This is a genomic window from Serinicoccus sp. CNJ-927, assembly GCF_001942435.1.
Lineage (GTDB): Bacteria > Actinomycetota > Actinomycetes > Actinomycetales > Dermatophilaceae > Ornithinicoccus > Ornithinicoccus marinus.
The window spans coordinates 1-15,257 of record NZ_MKKF01000024.1 but is presented as its reverse complement, the minus strand read 5'-3'; the positions used below and the strand labels follow the sequence as shown (position 1 = coordinate 15,257).

The following is a 15,257-nucleotide window of genomic DNA, read 5'->3' as shown; positions in this document are numbered from 1 at the left end:
CTACCACCGAGACCAGAGGAAGAATCAACCCAATCCAGAAGACCCGGATGTGGTTTGATCCGACCGCCCGAAGCGGACATTAACGCTGAAACACCTCAGCTAGCGCGTCGGCTGCCTTGCGGAGCTTGCTGCGCTCGTCATCGGTCTCGGCCTGCTCGGCAGCGGCGCGAAGAGCCTCGACCAAGGCGAGGGTGTGGTCGGTTCCCTCGGCCGGCCATAGCCCGGCTGCGCGGCGTCCCTTCTCGGTGAGGCCCGAGGCGATGGCGTCCGTCTGGCCGTCATAGTCCGTGACGTGCTGGCCCTCGATGTAGTTGCCGCCGATGAGAGCAACGAAGGCACGGGTGATCTGCTCACGGTCTAGACCTTGGACGCTGAGCGTATGCGGCTGCGCTGGTAAGCCGCTCGCGTCCAAGTGCTCGGCCAGATCGACGAGCACGGGGTAGTCGCGGGTGGTCCAGGTGTCTCGGCTCTCGGTCATGGCTTCGACCGTATTGCAATCTTTCGGCGACGGCCGCCGGCAAAGAACGGTGTGTCAGACAAGCTTTCGTTCTACACCGAGGGCTGTATGACGTGGGACGCGCGGGCACCCTCGTACACCGCCACTGGGCCCGCTGGGAAGCACCCGAGCGTGAAGTACCTCGTCCAAAGCGACCAGATGAGCCCCCACGCCTCGGAATCCGGATCCGCGCTAACCGCTGGAAGGCCGAACTCTTTCGCCTGGCGGGCGGGGATGACCGCCGAGTGACTTTTCGGGTCGTCAATTAGGGGGGCCTGGAGGTTGTCGGCCAGGTTCGCTACGTCGTCGGGATGGCGTTTTTCCAGACTAGCTAGTGCTTCCCGCACGAGGGCCCCCGTCCGGTCTAGGGCGTTCCTAGCCTGCTCCACCATGAGCATGTTGACGTCTGACAAAAGCCCACTGAAGAGGGGGTAGGTGTCCGGGCTGGCCTTCACGCGGGCCTCCGCTTCATCTACGGCCGCTACAATTTCCTTGGCGCTCGCGAGACTTCTTCCCCCGAGTTGAAACTGTGGGTCCACGGGACCGAGGTCGCCCGCAGGACCCATGAGGATCGAGTCAGCCCCAAGACAAAGGAGCGTCGCTGCGCTCTTGGCCATGTCCGGCAGAATGACGGTCAGCTCAGAGCATCTGGCCTGAAGGGACCGCACCATCCGAATGGCAGTCTCGCCATCGCCGCCAGGGGAAGCCAGGAGCAGGTGCAGTTGGTCGCCCGAGCCGCAATCGTGTAGCAACTCCTCCAAGTAGGTCAGATTCTCAGGGAATATCTGATCAATAACCGCAATCAGGCTTGCGCCAGTCAACTCTTGGTATTGGCGGATGATCGACTGCCGGGCGTAGCGTTCGGAGTGGCGGGCCTCGAAGAGTGGAGTTCGCCCTACCTTTCGAGACGTGTCGCGCCCACCGCTCGACGGAAGGTCGCGCTCTTCCCCTTCCGCATCTGCTGGGTCATCTCCCGCGCTCGGTTCGCGTTCGTGATCTTCTCTCGCCACCTGTGATCCACTCTTTCGGGGGCTCTCAGAACCGAGTCATTCATGGCGCTCACCGGCCCTTCATCTTCGCCGCGCATCTCTCGCTTGGTTGACAGTCGCGCACCCAAGTTGGCATCCCAACTGGGAGGAGCGCCTGCACTACGTTGTGCAAGGCAAACACTATAGGCACCCTCAGACATGCCGCGCGGCGACCCGCCGCACAAGCGCGCGCCGTCGTTGCGGCTGGGGATGCTCGGCGGCTTCGTGCTTGGCGATCTGCTCCCCCCTCCCGCTGCTGGAAGGCCTGCCACCGCGCGAGGCGGCGGCTACGGCCGCGAACGCTGGCGCGGTCCTGTTGGCGAGGGGGGACCCTGGCGAGGCGGGCGTCGGCCTGGCTAAACAGCGGCACGCCGCGCCGCTCCTGGGCGGCCTTCATGGCCGGTGGAACTTCGCGGTCGTGCTGCTGAGCTGTGTGTCCGGACGCTGCTGGGCCTTGGTGCTGTCGGCGCGCCTGTCTACCACCTGCCTGCCGCCATGTGCTTGGCCGACGGGGCGGCCTCGGTGGACTGCCCCGTCGATCAGGGCGGCCTCGCCCCTGTGGAAGGGGTTGAGCTAGAGTTCTGTTCTTCTGACGCAGGGGCCACCAGGACGAGGCGATGCCAGATCGTGACGAAGAAGATGCAGACACCCCACAGGAAGGTTCGGTACCGTCGGGTCATGAGCACCAGGAACGCAGCGATGCAAGGGTTCCGGGAGGGCGTGTACATGGGGGTCACCGGCAATCCGACACGACTGCGCCGGTCCCCCCGAACGGGGATGATCGAGCAGTCTTGGACCGCGGTGGGCAGGTCGTTGAAGCAGGCGACACGCCAAGCGCCTACGACCCAGACCAAGACCCCAAAGCCCAACCGCTAGAGCAGTTTCAGGGCCTGGTCGTCAGCCAGTCCCACAGTGGCCCGCTACCCGACGCACGAACTCTAAGCCAGTACGGGGAGATCAATGCGTCGTTCCCTGAGCGCGTGTTCCAGATGGCCGAGAAGGCTCTCGATGCTGAGGACCACATATCTCGTGAGGAGAGCAAGACCAGATCGAGGGCGGTCCTCACGGGTGTCTGGCTAGCTGGCCTCGTGCCGATCCTGGGCCTCGTAGCCACGATCTGGCTGGCCTACCTGGGAGTCGATGACGGAGCCACCATCGCTGGCATTGTGACCGTGATCAGCGTACTGCCGAAGATCATCGAAGCCGTACGCAACGGTCCGGCGGGACGCCCCAGGGGCGACGAGACCGATTGACCTGCGCTAGTCCTGCCAGTGGGTCCGTGGCCATTCGATTCGTCCGTGTCGTGGCCCGCTCTACCGCACTGCTCGGCGGCGCCCGACGCTACGCTCGGCCGTGCGACGTGCTCGAATTGCCTGCTGTACAAGAGGTGCGCCGCTGCCCCGCAGCCCGCAGGTCCGCGTCGTAGGCGTCGCGGGCCACGCACCACTGCACGACGAGCTCGTCGTAGGTGGCCGGGTATAACGTGTCCTCGCTCATCGGCTCCGTCCTCTTCTGCTGCGGGGCTTAGGTCGGCGCGGCTGTCGACGTTGCCCTCGACGTCCCTGGGGCCGACGAAGGCCTGGCTCGTCCTCGACAAGCTGCTCGACGGGCGGCCGTGGCGTGAGCCGACCGGCCGAAGCGGCCAGGGCGGCAGGATCGACGGGCAGGCCGGGCAGCGGGCCAGGCTGGGGCCGACCAACGGCGCGGGTCTGCTTCTCCTGCTCGACGGGCTGCTCGTCCTCGACGTCCTGGTCGTGCTCGGGCATGCGCCAGGGTTCGCCGGCGCCTCGTCGGGCACCGAGCAGAGCCGCCGCGCGGCAGAGCTGCGTCGGGTAGGCGATGCCCTGCTCGCGGGCAGCGGCTTGCAGCTCGGTCGCGCTGGCGCCGGGGTCTCGTTGCATCGCTTCCCGTAGCCACGCTGTGACTTCTTCGTCGGTGCGGCGGGTGACGTTGCGACTGCCTGTGGGGCGACCCACGCCGCTGCCCTTCCCCGCCGGTGGCGTCGTGAGCGCGTGCGCTCGATCGATCCGAGGATCCATAGTGTGGCATTGCGCAAGCTTCGGCAGGTGGGATCCGCGGAGTCGCTCGCCGACCTCCGCGTCCCCCCTGGGAACCGGCTCGAGCTGCGGAAGGGCGACCGGGCCGGCCAGCACAGCATCAGGATCAACGACCAGTGGCGGGTCTGCTTCGTGTGGACTGACCCCGGACCAGAGGAGGTGGAGATCGTTGACTTCCACCGACAAGATGGCCCCGATCGATCCTGGTGAGGTTCTCATGAAGGACTTCATCGAGGGTTTCGCTATCACGCAGAACAAGCTTGCGGTGTCGATCGGGGTGCCGCCCCGGCGCATCAACGAGATCGTGCAGGGCAAGCGAGGGATCACGGCGGACACGGCGCTGCGCCTGGCGAAGTACTTCGGCACCTCGGCTGAGTTCTGGATCAACCTGCAGAGTCACTACGAGCTGGATCGTGCAGAAGACGCCGCGGGGAAGCAGATCGAGGCGATCCGACCGATTCTGTCAGTGAGGACCCTCGCGACCCTGGCTGAGGCTAGGTGTCAGCTCACGGCGGAGCGGCGCTCGCGACGCACGGCCACGAAGGAGCGGATGCCGAGCACGACATACCCCACCAGCAGCACGAAGCTGATGGTGCCGGAGATCACAGCCAGCGGGCGCTCGGCCTCGCCGGCGAGCAGGTCGCCGAGCCCGAGGACGTTGCGCAGCGTGCCCAGTGCGCCGATGAGCGCGACCACCAGGGCGGCGTGGATCCACACCTTGGGGTTGCTGCGCCCCAGCACGCCGCAGACCGCCAGCACCACGCCCAGGATCGCCGGGATGAGGGCGGTCCAGCTCGACATGCCGGCGGCGAGCCAGCCGATGACGCCCACGGCGATGAGCAGGACGCCCAGGACCAGGGTGGTGCGCGGCATGGACGAGTTCTGCATGGTGCTCCTTCACGAGTGGGGGTCCTCCCAGGTTAGCCGGGGGATCGGGGCCGGCTGCTGCCCGCCCGCTCGACTGTGAGCCGGTATGTCACTCACGAGCCTCCTCGAGGGGGTTGTCGAGTGACATACCGGCGGGGAGTTGACGAGCCGGCTCCCAGGCGGGCCGCCGGGAGCCAGCCCGAGGGGCGGTCTGTCGGTGCGCCCGCCTAGCATGGGTGGGTGATGAAGGCGCGCCGTGACGGCTGAGGACACCTCCGGCACGACGACCGCCGATCCCGCTCCCGACCCGGCCCGTTGGCGGATCCTCGCCGTGACGCTGGCGGTCGGCTTCATGTCGCTGCTGGACGTCACCATCGTCAACGTCGCGATCCCGTCGATGCGCAGCGGCCTGGACACCTCGGCCGCCACGATCCAGTGGGTCGTCTCCGGGTATGCCCTCAGCTTCGGCCTCGTGCTCGTCACCGGCGGCCGGCTCGGCGACGCCTGGGGCCGGCGGCGGCTCATGCTCATCGGGCTGGCCGGCTTCGTCCTGGCCAGCGCGGCGTGCGGTCTGGCGCCGACCGCGGGCGTCCTCGTCGCCGCGCGGCTCCTCCAGGGCGTCTCGGCGGGGTTGCTGTCGCCGCAGAACACCGGGCTCATCCAGGAGCTCTTCACCGGGCCTGAGCGGGGGAGGGCGTTCGGGCTCTTCGGCCTCGTGGTCTCGGTGGCCTCCGCGGTCGGGCCCGTGCTCGGCGGGGTCATCATCGCGCTGGCCGGGGAGGACGGCGGCTGGCGCTGGATCTTCCTCGTCAACGTGCCGATCGGCGCCGTCCTGCTCGTGGCGATCGCCCGGATGGTGCCCGACACCCGGGTCGAGGGGAAGTCCGCCGACGCCCGCCTGGACATGGTCGGTGCGGTCCTGCTCGGTCTCGCCGTGCTCTGTCTGCTGCTGCCGGTGGTGGCGCTGGAGTCCGGGGAGACGCGGTTGCTGGTGCTGCTGGCCGGGGTACCCGCCCTCGGCTGGGCTTTCGTCGCCTGGGAGCGCCGCCTCAGCCGGACCGGTGGTGCTCCGCTCCTCGACATCGCGCTGCTGCGCCGCACGCCGGGCTACGGCAACGGCATCGTCGTCGGCTCGCTCTACTTCACCGGCTTCACCGGGGTCTTCCTCGTGCTCTCGGTCTACCTCCAGGACGGCCTGGGCTACTCCACCCTGGCGACCGGTCTGCTCCTCACACCCTTCGCCGTCGGCTCCGCGGTCTCCTCGCCGTGGGCCGGGCGGGCGGTCTCCCGGGTCGGGCGCCCGCTCGTCATCTACGCCCTGGCCGTCATGATGACCGGCCTGGTGCTCATGGCGCTGCTGGCCGGCTGGGCCCAGGACCGGCCGTGGCTGTGGGCCGCACTCGCGTTGCCGCTGCTCCTCGCCGGGCTGGGCGGCGGCGCCGTCGTCTCGCCCAACTTCACCCTCACCCTCGCCGACGTGCCGCCGCGCATGGGTGGCGCGGCCGGTGGAGCGCTGCAGACCGGGCAGCGCGTCGGCTCGGCCATCGGCGCCGCCGTGCTCATCACGGCCTACCAGCTGGGTGCGGGTGAGACGTCGGACCCCGGCGGTGGCCTGCGTGCGGCGATCGGGGCGGCCCTGGTGATCCTGCTGCTCGCCCTCACCGCGGCCCTCTGGGACGGCTGGCGGCGCCGCAGGCGCGGCGACTGAGCGAGGGACGCCCGGGCAGCGGTCGGTCCTCGCCGCGGTGCCCTCAGGCCTGCGTCGGCCCCTCGCCGAACTCCGCCAGGAAGTCCACGAGCAGGGCGGCGCTGCGCTCGCGGGGCAGCGCCTCGATGAGCCCTAGCACCGACGCAAGGTCCAGCTCGCCGCTCTCCCAGGCCGCTCGCGCGAGCAGCGCGGGATCCGGTGGGGCCGCCACCTCCTGGGCAGGTATGCCCGCGCCGGCCCGACCGCGGACCTCGTCCGCCCCGGCGACGAGCGCGGCGCCCAGCTCCTCCAGCACCCCCGAGGTGACGGGCGTGATCGTCAGGTGCGTCGACCGCGGGATCCTCGAGCCGTCGGTCTGCGTCATCCCGGGCTGCCCCTGCAGCACGAAGCCGCGCCGCGCCACCGCCGCTGCCCACGCGTGCGGGTCCACCCCGTCCGCCTCGGTGACCTCGGTGTCCGCCGCCGCCGCGAGCAACGGGCCGACCGGGTCGCCGAGCACCCGCAGCCCGACGATCCCGTCCACCACCCCGCGCACCGCGGTCGTCGCCTGGACCACGCGCCCCGTGAGATCGGCATACCCCTGCGGCCCGAGGCGGGTGAGGACCGCCCACGCCGCCGCCAACGACATCGCCGAGCGCGACCCCAACGCCGTGGGGTTGACCACGGGGTAGCCGGGCCAGTCGGTGAGCGCGTAGTAGCGCGCCCGGTCCAGTGCGGGGTCGGCGAAGAGGAGCACCGACGCACCCTTGGGGGCGTAGCCGAACTTGTGCAGGTCGGCGGAGATGCTCGTGACCCCGGGGACGGACAGGTCCCACCCCTCAGCGCCTGGCCACCACGGCAGGACGAAGCCGCCGACGCAGGCGTCGACGTGGCATGGGATGTCGCGCTCGGCTGCCGCTGTGGCGACCGCCCCGACCGGGTCGACCACGCCATGCGGGTATGCCGGTGCGCTCACGACCACCAATGCGGTCGCGTCGTCGAGGCGCGCGACGAGCCGCTCGGCGGGCAGGGTGCCCGTGCCCGGGTCGACCGGGACGGTGACCACGTCGAGCCCGAGGTAGTGGGCAGCCTTGTGGAAGGCGGCGTGGGCCGTGCTCGGCGCGACCACGCGGGGGGTGGCGGTGCTGCCCGGGTGGCGCTCGCGCCAGCGTTCCCGGGCCGCGAGCACGGCGAGCAGGATGCTCTCGGTGCCGCCCGAGGTCACCGCTCCCGCAGTGTCCGGGCCGCCCCCGAGCACCTCGCGCGCGAACCGGAGGATGTCGGCCTGCAGCAGCGCCACCGACGGGAAGGTCGTGGGGTCGAGCGCGTTGACCGCCTGGACCCGGGCGGCAGCCGCGCCGGCGAGCGCGTCCAGCTCGGCCAGGCCGCTGTCGTAGACGTAGCTGAGCACCCGACCACCGTGGGTGGGGGCGTCGGCGCTGCGGTAGGCGTCGAGCCGGGCGAGCACGTCGGCGCCGAGGTCACGTCCCGCCTCGTCGGGGTCGGTGGAGCGAGGTGTCACGGCAGACCTCTCGTCGCAGGGGCGGTGGTGAGGGCCGGCTCGTCGTAGCGCCGCAGCAGGAGGAGGCTCGACGTGACCAGGGCCGCCGGGACGATCGAGAAGGCGAGCACGATGGCTGTGGACGCCGCCGTAGGCTGGGCCAGGACCTCCCCGGCGGTGCTGGAGCGGAAGCCGGTGAGGCCGAGCAGCACGAGCACGACCACGGGCCCCAGGGCCAGGCCGGTGGTCTCCCCGGCGGTCCACAGCCCGCTCATGGCGCCGCCGCGCTCGCGGCCGGCTGCGCTGATGACGTCGGGCAGCATCGCGAGCGGGAAGAGCTGCATGCCGGCGTAGGCCACGCCCGCGACGCCGACCGCGAGGTAGACCCACCAGCCCGGCGCCCACAGCATCCCCACCAGGGCCAGCGTCGCCGCGGCGAAGGCGAGCGAGGCGACCCGCAGCGAGCCCGCCTTGCCGCGGCGGGCGGCATACCGCGTCCACAGCGGCATGACCAGCAGCGCGGGGGCGACGAGGGCGGCGAAGAGGAAGGTCAGGGCGGCCTGGTCGCCGAGGGTGTAGGCCGCGACGTACTGCGCCGCGGCGAGCATGACGCCGCTCGCGAGCGCCTGGAGCACGAAGACGGACAGCAGCGTGCGGTATGCCCGTTCCTCCCGCCACGCGGCGAGCCCGGCGCGGTAGCCCGCGAGCGCTGAGGTGGACGAGCCGGCTGCCCGGGTCGAGGAGAGATGCCGCCGGGTGCCGGCGACGGTCGCGAGCATGCCGGCGAGCAGCAGCACGGCGATGCCGAGCGCCATGACGAGGTAGCCGCGGTGGCCGCCCCCCGCCGCGTCGCGCAGCGCCGGACCGCCGGCGCCGACGAGCAGGATCGCCAGGGCGAGGACGGCGATGCGCCAGGCCATGACCCGGGTCCGCTCGGCGTAGTCGCCGGTGAGGTCTGCGGGGAGCGCGATGTAGGGCACCTGGAAGCAGGAGAAGGACGTCGTCGCCAGCACGAAGCAGCCCAGCACCCAGGCGCCTGCGGCGACCGGCCCGAGCCCGGTCGGGACGGCGAACATCCCGACGAAACCCAGCGGGAGGGTCAGCGCGCCCAGCAACATGAGGCGCGTGCGCCCTGCTCTGGTCGCGGCGTCGCGATCGCTGTGCGCACCCACCAGCGGGTCGATGAGCACGTCCCAGACCTTGGGCACGACGACCACCACGCTGGCCAGCAGCGCGGGGACGGCGAGGGTGTCGGTGAGGTAGTAGGCGAGCACCAGCCCCGGCAGCGTGCTGAACCCACCCGTGCCCACGCTGCCGGCGGCATACCCCAGCACCGCGGGGCGGGGGAGGGGGCGCTGCATGGCGCGTCAGCCTAGCGGGGCCCGACCATAGAGGCCCGAGGCTGGCGTCAGGGTCGGGCCCGGGCGGACGTCACACGGCGGTGGCGTGGCCCTGGCGCAGGGCGTCGAGGGAACCGTCCCATCCCGTGCCCTCGAGCGTCAGCAGCTCGTCGCGGGTGGGAGCCGGTCCGGCGGGCAAGGGTTCCAGGTCGTCCATGGGTCGTCCACCCGTCGTCGCGGTATCCGGTGGCGTGGGTTGGCCGTCAGAGGCCGGTCTGGTCCACCCCGTAGGTCGCCTGCTCCTGGGTGTAGCCCTCGAAGACCAGCTGGTCGATGAGTCCCTGCCGCGAGAAGCCACTGAACTCGAGATAGGACTCGGCCGCCGCGGCCGCCTGCTCGTTGTAGTCGATGTCGAGGCTGTCGACGGCGAAGGTGGCGTCCTCGGTGGAGAAGCCCTCGAACTCCAGCTGCCCGATGAGGCCGGTGCGTGAGAACGCCGTGAACTGAAGGTAGTCCTGCGCCGATCGCACAGCATTCTCCTGGGAGGTGGTCAGACTGCTCGCCTCCGGGGCGGAGTCGTCCGAATCCTGGTCGGTCTCATCGTCGCCCGTGTCCGGCTCGGCCTCGGCCGCGGCCTCCTCACCCGCGGCGAGCGCGGCAGCCTCCGCCTCCTCGGCCCGGCTCTCCGCGTCGTCGGCCCGGGTCTCGGCCTCCTCCGCCTGTTGCCGAGCGGTGTCGAGCTCGGACTCGAGCTCGGAGACGCGTGCCTCTGCTTCCGAGGCCCGTTGCTCGGCCTCTGTCACACGCTGGTCCACCGCCGCGTCGGCCTCGGCGGTCGGTGCCGAGGAGTCGGTGCCAGAGTCCTCCCCGTCCCAACAGCCCGTCACGAGGGCGGCAGCCGCCACGAGCATGACGATGAAGGGCAGTCGTCTCGGTGCCATGTGTCGTTCTCCTCGTCGAGACCATGGGGTGAGATCGTCCCGGAACGATACGTCACGTCGGCACCCACGTCCTCGCGAGGCGACGTCCACCTGTCCCTCCCCGAGGACGAGTGACCGCGCGGTGCGCCGAGCGCGTCCCTGGTCAGCCCTCGAGGAAGTCGAGCCGGACCTTCCGCTCGGCGTTGTCGACGTTGAGGTCGACGAGACAGATGCTCTGCCAGGTGCCGAGCGCCAGCCTCCCGCCCTCGACGGGGACGGTGGCGTAGGGGGGGACGACCGCGGGCATGACGTGCGACCGGCCGTGGCCGCGCGCGCCGTGCGCGTGCCGCCACCGGTCGTCGGCCGGCAGCAGGTCGCCCAGGGCCGCGAGCAGGTCGTCGTCGGAGCCCGCGCCGGTCTCGATGATCGCCAGCCCCGCGGTGGCGTGCGGGACGAAGACGTGGAGCAGCCCGTCGCCCCGTCCCGACACGAAGCCCTCGCACTCACGGGTGAGGTCGAGGACGACCTCCTCGCCTCCCGTCCGGACGTTCAACGTGGTGGTCTGCATGCCCCCAGCATCGCGGATCGCCTGGATGCTGTCAGGGGGTAGGGCTACCGTGCTACCGATGGACACCTTCCAGGACCTGCTCGCCGACGGCTTCTCCCGCGTGGAGGAGGGGGTGGGTGCCGTGCTCGACGGGCTGTCGCCCGAGCAGCTTCGGTGGCGGCCGGACGACGAGGCGAACCCCGTGGGCTGGCTGCTCTGGCACCTGCTCCGGCAGCAGGACGCCCAGCTCGCCCAGCTCTCGGGGAAGGAGCAGGCGTGGGACCAGGGGTGGAGCGAGCGTCTCGACCTGCCCTACCCGCCGGACGCGATGGGCTACGGGCAGGACCCCACGGAGGTCGGCCGGTTCGAGCTGAGCGACCCGGGCCTGCTCGTGGGGTATGCCGGTGCCGTCCACGAGCTCACGCACCGCCTCGTCGCCGGGCTGGACGCGCAGGAGATGGAGCGGGTGCTCGACGACTCCTTCGACCCGCCGGTGACCGTGGGGGTGCGGGTGTTCTCGGTGCTCGAGGACGCGATCAAGCACCTGGGGCAGGCCGAGTACGTCAAAGGGCTGGCGCAGCGAGCCTGACGGCCTCCCGCAGCGCGGGACAGGGGCTCAGGCCGGGGCGCCGTCGGGGTCTGCCGGGCCCATCTCGTCGTCGACGAAGACCGGCCGCGACACCCGGAGGCCGGTGAGCGTGAGCGCCACGCCGCCGAGCGCGAGCAGGGCCAGCACCAGGCGCCAGTCGCCGGTCCAGGCGTGGATGAGCCCGACGAGGAAGGGTCCGGAGGCGCCGATGAGGTAGCCCACCGGCTGCACGAAGCCGGAGAGCCGCGCCGTCACCCGCGGGTGGCGGCTGCGGGCGTTGATGAGCGCGATGACGGTGGGGAAGGCCCAGCCGGAGAGCCCCAGCAACCCGGCCCAGAGCCAGGGGAGGGTGGCCGGGGCGAGGAACAGCCCGGCATACCCCAGCACGGCGAGGCCCCCGAAGGCGACCATCCACGGCGCGAGCGTGCGCGACCGGTCGATGACGGTCGGCATGACCAGGCCCCCGACGATGCCCAGGCCCGTGAGCATGGCGGTGAGCAGCCCGGCGACGGTGGCGGACAGCCCTGCGTCGCGGTAGATCTCCGGCAGCCAGCCGAACTGCACGTAGGCGTTCATCGACTGCACGCCGAACATCGCGGTCAGCGCGACCGCCGTGGGGGAGCGGACCAGTCGGCCGGCAGCACCCCCGCCGTCCTCCGGCACCACGGCGCCGCGCTCGCGGCGGGCGACCGCGAGCCAGACCAGCAGTGCCGACACGGCGGCCAGCCCCCAGAGCCCCAGCGACGGGCGCCACCCGTCGCTCCCGGCCGCGGCGGCGACGGGGGCAGCCAGGGCCGCGCCGGAGGCTCCGCCGACGGTCAGCCCGGTGCCGTAGACCGTCATGAGCCGCACCCGGTCCGCGGGTTGCCGCTTGATCCACGCGGGGACCAGCACGTTGCCCACGGCCATCCCACCCAGCGCGAGCGCGGAGAGCAGCACGAAGGTCACCGCCCCACCGGTGAGGACGCGCAGCAGCAGCCCGGCGGCGACGACGACCAGCCCGAGCAGGATGGTCCCGGTGAGGCCCAGGCGGCGCGAGAGCGGCACCGCCAGTGCGCCGAGCGCCCCGAAGCAGAGCCCGGGCAGCGCGCTCAGCACCCCGGCGGCCGCCGGGCTGAGGCCGATCCCGGCCTCGAGCTCGGCCAGCACGGGGCCGACCGACGTGGCGCCGGGCCGGAGGTTGACCGCGACGAGACCGACCGCGACCAACGCGAGCAGCCCTAGGTGAGGCAGGGGTCCGCCGGACCCGTCGCGGCGGACCCCCGGCCCGTCAGTCACGCAAGGCGTCGATCACAGCGTTGAAGGTCGCCGAGGGCCGCATCGCGGCGAAGGCCTTGGCGTCGTCCGGCTGGTAGTAACCGCCGAGGTCGACCGGGCTGCCCTGCACCGCGACGAGCTCGTCGGCGATCTCGGTCTCCTGCTCGCCCAGCTGGGCCGCGACCGGCGCGAAGCGCTCGGCCAGCTCGGCGTCCTCGGTCTGCTCGGCGAGCGCCTGCGCCCAGTAGAGCGCGAGGTAGAAGTGGCTCCCGCGGTTGTCGATCTGGCCCAGCTTGCGGGCCGGCGACTTCTCCTCGGTCAGCACCCGCCCCGTGGCCGCGTCCAGCGCGTCGCCCAGCACCCGGGCCTTGGCGTTGCCGTCCCGCTCGGCCAGGTGCCGCAGCGACTCGGCCAGCGCCAGGAACTCGCCCAGGCTGTCCCAGCGCAGGTAGTTCTCCTCCTGCAGCTGCTGGACGTGCTTGGGGGCCGAGCCGCCGGCACCGGTCTCGAAGAGCCCGCCGCCGTTCATCAGCGGCACGACGGACAGCATCTTGGCGCTCGTGCCGACCTCGAGGATGGGGAAGAGGTCGGTGAGGTAGTCGCGCAGCACGTTGCCGGTGACCGAGATGGTGTTCTTGCCCTCGCGGATGCGCTGCACCGACAGGGTGGTCGCGTCCACGGGGGAGAGGATGCGCAGGTCCAGGCCGTCGGTGTCCTCCTCGGCCAGGTATGCCTGCACCTTGGCGATGAGGTTGCGGTCGTGCGCCCGCTCCTCGTCCAGCCAGAAGACCGCCGGGTCCCCGGTCGCACGGGCCCGGCTCACCGCGAGCCGGACCCAGTCGCGGATCGGCTCGTCCTTGGTCTGGCAGGCGCGCCAGATGTCACCGGCGCTCACCTCGTGCCGCAGCAGCACCTCGCCGCTGCCGTCGACCACCTCGACGGCACCGTCGGACGGGATCTCGAAGGTCTTGTCGTGCGAGCCGTACTCCTGCGCCTTCTTGGCCATGAGGCCGACGTTGGGCACCGAGCCCATGGTCGTCGGGTCGTAGGCCCCGTGCTCCTTGCAGTCCTCGATGACCGCCTGGTAGACGCCGGCGTAGGAGGAGTCGGGGATGACGGCGAGGGTGTCGGCCGTCTCGTCGGAGGGCCCCCACAGCTGGCCCCCGTTGCGGATCATCGCCGGCATGGAGGCGTCGATGATGACGTCGCTGGGGACGTGCAGGTTGGTGATGCCCTTGCGGGAGTTGACCATCGACAGGCGGGGCAGCTCGGCCAGCCGGGCCTCGATCTCCTCGCGCACCTCGGCGGCCTGCTCGCCCAGGGCGTCCAGGCCCGACAGGATGCCGCCCAGCCCGTCGTTCGGCGACAGCCCCGCCGCGGCGAGCGCCTCGCCGTGGCGGTCGAAGACGTCGGCGAAGAAGACGCGGACCGCGTGCCCGAAGACGATCGGGTCCGAGACCTTCATCATCGTGGCCTTGAGGTGCAGCGACCACAGCACGTCGTCGGCGGCAGCCTCCTCGACGGTCGCGGCGAGAAACTCCTCGAGCGCGCTGGCCGACATGAACGTGGCGTCGACGACCTCGCCGGCGAGCACCGGCACCGACTCCTTGAGGACCGTCGTCGTGCCGTCGCCGGCCACGTGCCGGATGCTCAGGGTGTCCTCGGCGTCGAGAACCACCGAGTCCTCGTTGTGGCGGAAGTCGCCGGCCTCCATCGTGGCGACGCGGGTGCGCGAGTCGCTGCTCCAGGCCCCCATGGAGTGCGGGTAGGCGCGGGCATACATCTTGACCGCCTCGGGGGCGCGGCGGTCGGAGTTGCCCTCGCGCAGCACCGGGTTGACGGCCGAGCCCTTGACCCTGTCGTAACGTGCGCGGGCGTCGCGCTCCTCGTCGGTGCTGGGCGACTCGGGGTAGTCGGGCAGGTCGTAGCCCTGGGCCTGGAGCTCGGCGACGGCCGCCTTGAGCTGCGGCACCGAGGCGGAGATGTTGGGCAGCTTGATGATGTTGGCGTCCGGGGTGGTGGCCAGCTCGCCCAGCTCGGCGAGGGCGTCGCCCACCTGCTGGTCCGCCGGCAGCCGGTCGGCGAACTGCGCCAGGATGCGACCGGCGAGCGAGATGTCACGCGTCTCCACCTCGATCCCCGCCGCCCCGGCGAAGGCCTCGATGATCGGCTTGAGCGAGTACGTCGCCAACAGCGGGGCCTCGTCGGTGCGGGTGTAGATGATCGTGGACATGCCTCTCCCTGGTCAGGTGCGGTCGGGACGTTCAGGGCCTGAGTCTACGGGCGCGGTGGCGGTAGGCTGGAGCCACTCGTCGCAGGACCCGTGGAGGTGAGCGCGGTGGCAGCACGACTTGAGCACCCGGTCGTCGTGGGTGTGGCCGGGACCGGGATGGACGACGCCGCGCTGGAGTGGGCCGCGCGCACCGCGCGGCGCACCGGGGCGGGGCTGGTCGTGGTCCACGCGAGCGAGCCGGAGGCGCTCGCGGCCCGGATGGCCGGTGGGGAGGCGGTGGCGGTGACCTCGGTGCTGGAGGCCGAGGAGGAGTTGGTCGCCGAGCTGGAGCAGCACGTCGCCGGGCTCGCCGAGCGGCTCGGCGTCGTCGCCCGCACGGACGTCTCCCGCGGTTCACCGGTCGCGGCCCTGCTCGCGCACCAGGACGACGCCGCGCTCCTCGTCGTCGGCACCGGGACCCGCAGCGCGGTCCAGGAGTTCCTCCTCGGCAGCACCTCGCTCGGCGTGGCGGCCCACGCTCGTCGCCCGGTGGCCGTCGTCAACGCCGGCGTCGACGTCGACCGGCTCGACCACGGGGTCGTCGGGCTGGGGGTGGACGGGAGCGACGACAGCGCCCGGGCGGCCCGCGCCGCGTTCGCGCTGGCCGAGCTCACGGGATCGTCGGTCACCGCCCTCACCACCTGGTTCCTCGAGGTGGTCGACGGGTATGTCGTCACCGAGCCGGGCAGCCCGGAG

The 15,257-nt window shown here is 71.5% G+C and carries 17 protein-coding genes and 1 pseudogene; 7 read left to right on the top strand and 11 right to left on the bottom strand.

Going from position 1 to position 15,257, the window contains the following annotated elements; genetic code table 11:
* Window positions 1-79: 79 nt before the first annotated feature.
* Both BJF86_RS09045 and BJF86_RS09040 read right to left on the bottom strand, forming a co-directional pair.
* The gene (locus tag BJF86_RS09045) at window positions 80-478 is read right to left on the bottom strand and encodes a hypothetical protein (protein ID WP_075818382.1); all 399 of its coding nucleotides are present in this window, start codon (window positions 476-478) and stop codon (window positions 80-82) included.
* Between the two features lie 71 nt (window positions 479-549).
* A complete protein-coding gene (locus BJF86_RS09040; protein WP_202817332.1) occupies window positions 550-1,317 on the bottom strand; it encodes an SDH family Clp fold serine proteinase in 768 nt (255 codons plus the stop codon).
* A 1,187-nt stretch (window positions 1,318-2,504) separates the two neighbouring features.
* Between BJF86_RS09040 and BJF86_RS18855 the strand changes: the two genes are divergently transcribed.
* On the top strand, window positions 2,505-2,777 hold the full coding sequence (locus BJF86_RS18855; RefSeq protein ID WP_075818378.1) for a hypothetical protein: 273 nt from the start codon (window positions 2,505-2,507) through the stop codon (window positions 2,775-2,777).
* Window positions 2,778-2,865: 88 nt separating this feature from the next.
* On the opposite strand, the gene BJF86_RS17945 is transcribed toward BJF86_RS18855, so the two are convergent.
* Window positions 2,866-3,021 carry a hypothetical protein gene (locus BJF86_RS17945; protein ID WP_158068400.1) on the bottom strand — a complete coding sequence of 52 codons (156 nt, stop codon included), beginning with the start codon at window positions 3,019-3,021 and terminating at the stop codon, window positions 2,866-2,868.
* A gap of 50 nt (window positions 3,022-3,071) precedes the next feature.
* Between BJF86_RS17945 and BJF86_RS09025 the strand changes: the two genes are divergently transcribed.
* From BJF86_RS09025 to BJF86_RS09015, 3 genes and pseudogenes are all read left to right on the top strand, one after another.
* Window positions 3,072-3,437, top strand: a complete 366-nt coding sequence (locus BJF86_RS09025) for a hypothetical protein (RefSeq protein ID WP_075818376.1) — start codon at window positions 3,072-3,074, stop codon at window positions 3,435-3,437.
* 99 nt (window positions 3,438-3,536) lie between these two features.
* Window positions 3,537-3,791: a type II toxin-antitoxin system RelE/ParE family toxin gene (locus BJF86_RS09020; RefSeq protein ID WP_075818374.1), complete on the top strand. Its 255-nt coding sequence runs from the start codon at window positions 3,537-3,539 to the stop codon at window positions 3,789-3,791.
* Window positions 3,751-4,041, top strand: a pseudogene (locus BJF86_RS09015) (HigA family addiction module antitoxin); the annotation flags it as partial. The gene BJF86_RS09020 and the pseudogene BJF86_RS09015, both read left to right, overlap by 41 nt.
* A 41-nt stretch (window positions 4,042-4,082) precedes the next feature.
* On the opposite strand, the gene BJF86_RS09010 reads toward BJF86_RS09015, so the two are convergent.
* The gene (locus BJF86_RS09010) at window positions 4,083-4,454 is read right to left on the bottom strand and encodes a hypothetical protein (protein WP_022925096.1); all 372 of its coding nucleotides are present in this window, start codon (window positions 4,452-4,454) and stop codon (window positions 4,083-4,085) included.
* A 250-nt stretch (window positions 4,455-4,704) separates the two neighbouring features.
* Between BJF86_RS09010 and BJF86_RS09005 the strand changes: the two genes are divergently transcribed.
* Window positions 4,705-6,156, top strand: coding sequence for an MFS transporter (locus BJF86_RS09005; protein ID WP_075818371.1), 1,452 nt, complete (start codon window positions 4,705-4,707; stop codon window positions 6,154-6,156).
* A 43-nt stretch (window positions 6,157-6,199) separates the two neighbouring features.
* Here BJF86_RS09005 and BJF86_RS09000 read toward each other — a convergent pair whose 3' ends face one another.
* From BJF86_RS09000 to BJF86_RS08985, 5 genes are all read right to left on the bottom strand, one after another.
* On the bottom strand, window positions 6,200-7,657 hold the full coding sequence (locus BJF86_RS09000; protein WP_075818369.1) for a pyridoxal phosphate-dependent decarboxylase family protein: 1,458 nt from the start codon (window positions 7,655-7,657) through the stop codon (window positions 6,200-6,202).
* Entirely contained in the window at window positions 7,654-8,997 is a 1,344-nt protein-coding gene (locus BJF86_RS08995; protein WP_075818367.1) for an MFS transporter, read from the bottom strand. The genes BJF86_RS09000 and BJF86_RS08995 overlap by 4 nt, the downstream gene beginning before the upstream one ends.
* Window positions 8,998-9,067: 70 nt before the next feature.
* The gene (locus BJF86_RS19365) at window positions 9,068-9,193 is read right to left on the bottom strand and encodes a hypothetical protein (RefSeq protein WP_269087270.1); all 126 of its coding nucleotides are present in this window, start codon (window positions 9,191-9,193) and stop codon (window positions 9,068-9,070) included.
* Window positions 9,194-9,239: 46 nt separating this feature from the next.
* Entirely contained in the window at window positions 9,240-9,917 is a 678-nt protein-coding gene (locus BJF86_RS08990; protein ID WP_075818365.1) for an Ltp family lipoprotein, read from the bottom strand.
* A gap of 142 nt (window positions 9,918-10,059) precedes the next feature.
* Window positions 10,060-10,464 carry a secondary thiamine-phosphate synthase enzyme YjbQ gene (locus BJF86_RS08985; RefSeq protein ID WP_022925090.1) on the bottom strand — a complete coding sequence of 135 codons (405 nt, stop codon included), beginning with the start codon at window positions 10,462-10,464 and terminating at the stop codon, window positions 10,060-10,062.
* 58 nt (window positions 10,465-10,522) lie between these two features.
* Here BJF86_RS08985 and BJF86_RS08980 point away from each other — a divergent pair, with 58 nt between their 5' ends.
* Window positions 10,523-11,032 (top strand): mycothiol transferase, encoded by a 510-nt coding sequence (locus tag BJF86_RS08980; RefSeq protein WP_075818363.1) that lies wholly within the window; start codon window positions 10,523-10,525, stop codon window positions 11,030-11,032.
* 27 nt (window positions 11,033-11,059) lie between these two features.
* Here BJF86_RS08980 and BJF86_RS08975 read toward each other — a convergent pair whose 3' ends face one another.
* Both BJF86_RS08975 and BJF86_RS08970 read right to left on the bottom strand, forming a co-directional pair.
* On the bottom strand, window positions 11,060-12,310 hold the full coding sequence (locus BJF86_RS08975) for an MFS transporter (protein ID WP_075818361.1): 1,251 nt from the start codon (window positions 12,308-12,310) through the stop codon (window positions 11,060-11,062).
* Complete coding sequence (locus BJF86_RS08970) at window positions 12,303-14,522, bottom strand: NADP-dependent isocitrate dehydrogenase (RefSeq protein ID WP_075818358.1); 2,220 nt, start codon at window positions 14,520-14,522, stop codon at window positions 12,303-12,305. The genes BJF86_RS08975 and BJF86_RS08970 overlap by 8 nt, the downstream gene beginning before the upstream one ends.
* 105 nt (window positions 14,523-14,627) lie before the next feature.
* Here BJF86_RS08970 and BJF86_RS08965 point away from each other — a divergent pair.
* Window positions 14,628-15,257, top strand: a 630-nt coding sequence (locus tag BJF86_RS08965) for a universal stress protein (protein WP_143553779.1), incomplete at its 3' end; no start/stop codon positions are given.

Excerpts from the sequence above, each read along its gene's own strand:
- BJF86_RS09045 (WP_075818382.1), bottom strand. The coding sequence starts at position 478 with ATGACCGAGAGCCGAGACACCTGGACCACCCGCGACTACCCCGTGCTC.
- BJF86_RS17945 (WP_158068400.1), bottom strand. The coding sequence starts at position 3,021 with ATGAGCGAGGACACGTTATACCCGGCCACCTACGACGAGCTCGTCGTG.
- BJF86_RS09010 (WP_022925096.1), bottom strand. The coding sequence starts at position 4,454 with ATGCCGCGCACCACCCTGGTCCTGGGCGTCCTGCTCATCGCCGTGGGC.
- BJF86_RS08995 (WP_075818367.1), bottom strand. The coding sequence starts at position 8,997 with ATGCAGCGCCCCCTCCCCCGCCCCGCGGTGCTGGGGTATGCCGCCGGC.
- BJF86_RS19365 (WP_269087270.1), bottom strand. The coding sequence starts at position 9,193 with ATGGACGACCTGGAACCCTTGCCCGCCGGACCGGCTCCCACCCGCGAC.
- BJF86_RS08990 (WP_075818365.1), bottom strand. The coding sequence starts at position 9,917 with ATGGCACCGAGACGACTGCCCTTCATCGTCATGCTCGTGGCGGCTGCC.
- BJF86_RS08985 (WP_022925090.1), bottom strand. The coding sequence starts at position 10,464 with ATGCAGACCACCACGTTGAACGTCCGGACGGGAGGCGAGGAGGTCGTC.
- BJF86_RS08980 (WP_075818363.1), top strand. The coding sequence starts at position 10,523 with ATGGACACCTTCCAGGACCTGCTCGCCGACGGCTTCTCCCGCGTGGAG.
- BJF86_RS08970 (WP_075818358.1), bottom strand. The coding sequence starts at position 14,522 with ATGTCCACGATCATCTACACCCGCACCGACGAGGCCCCGCTGTTGGCG.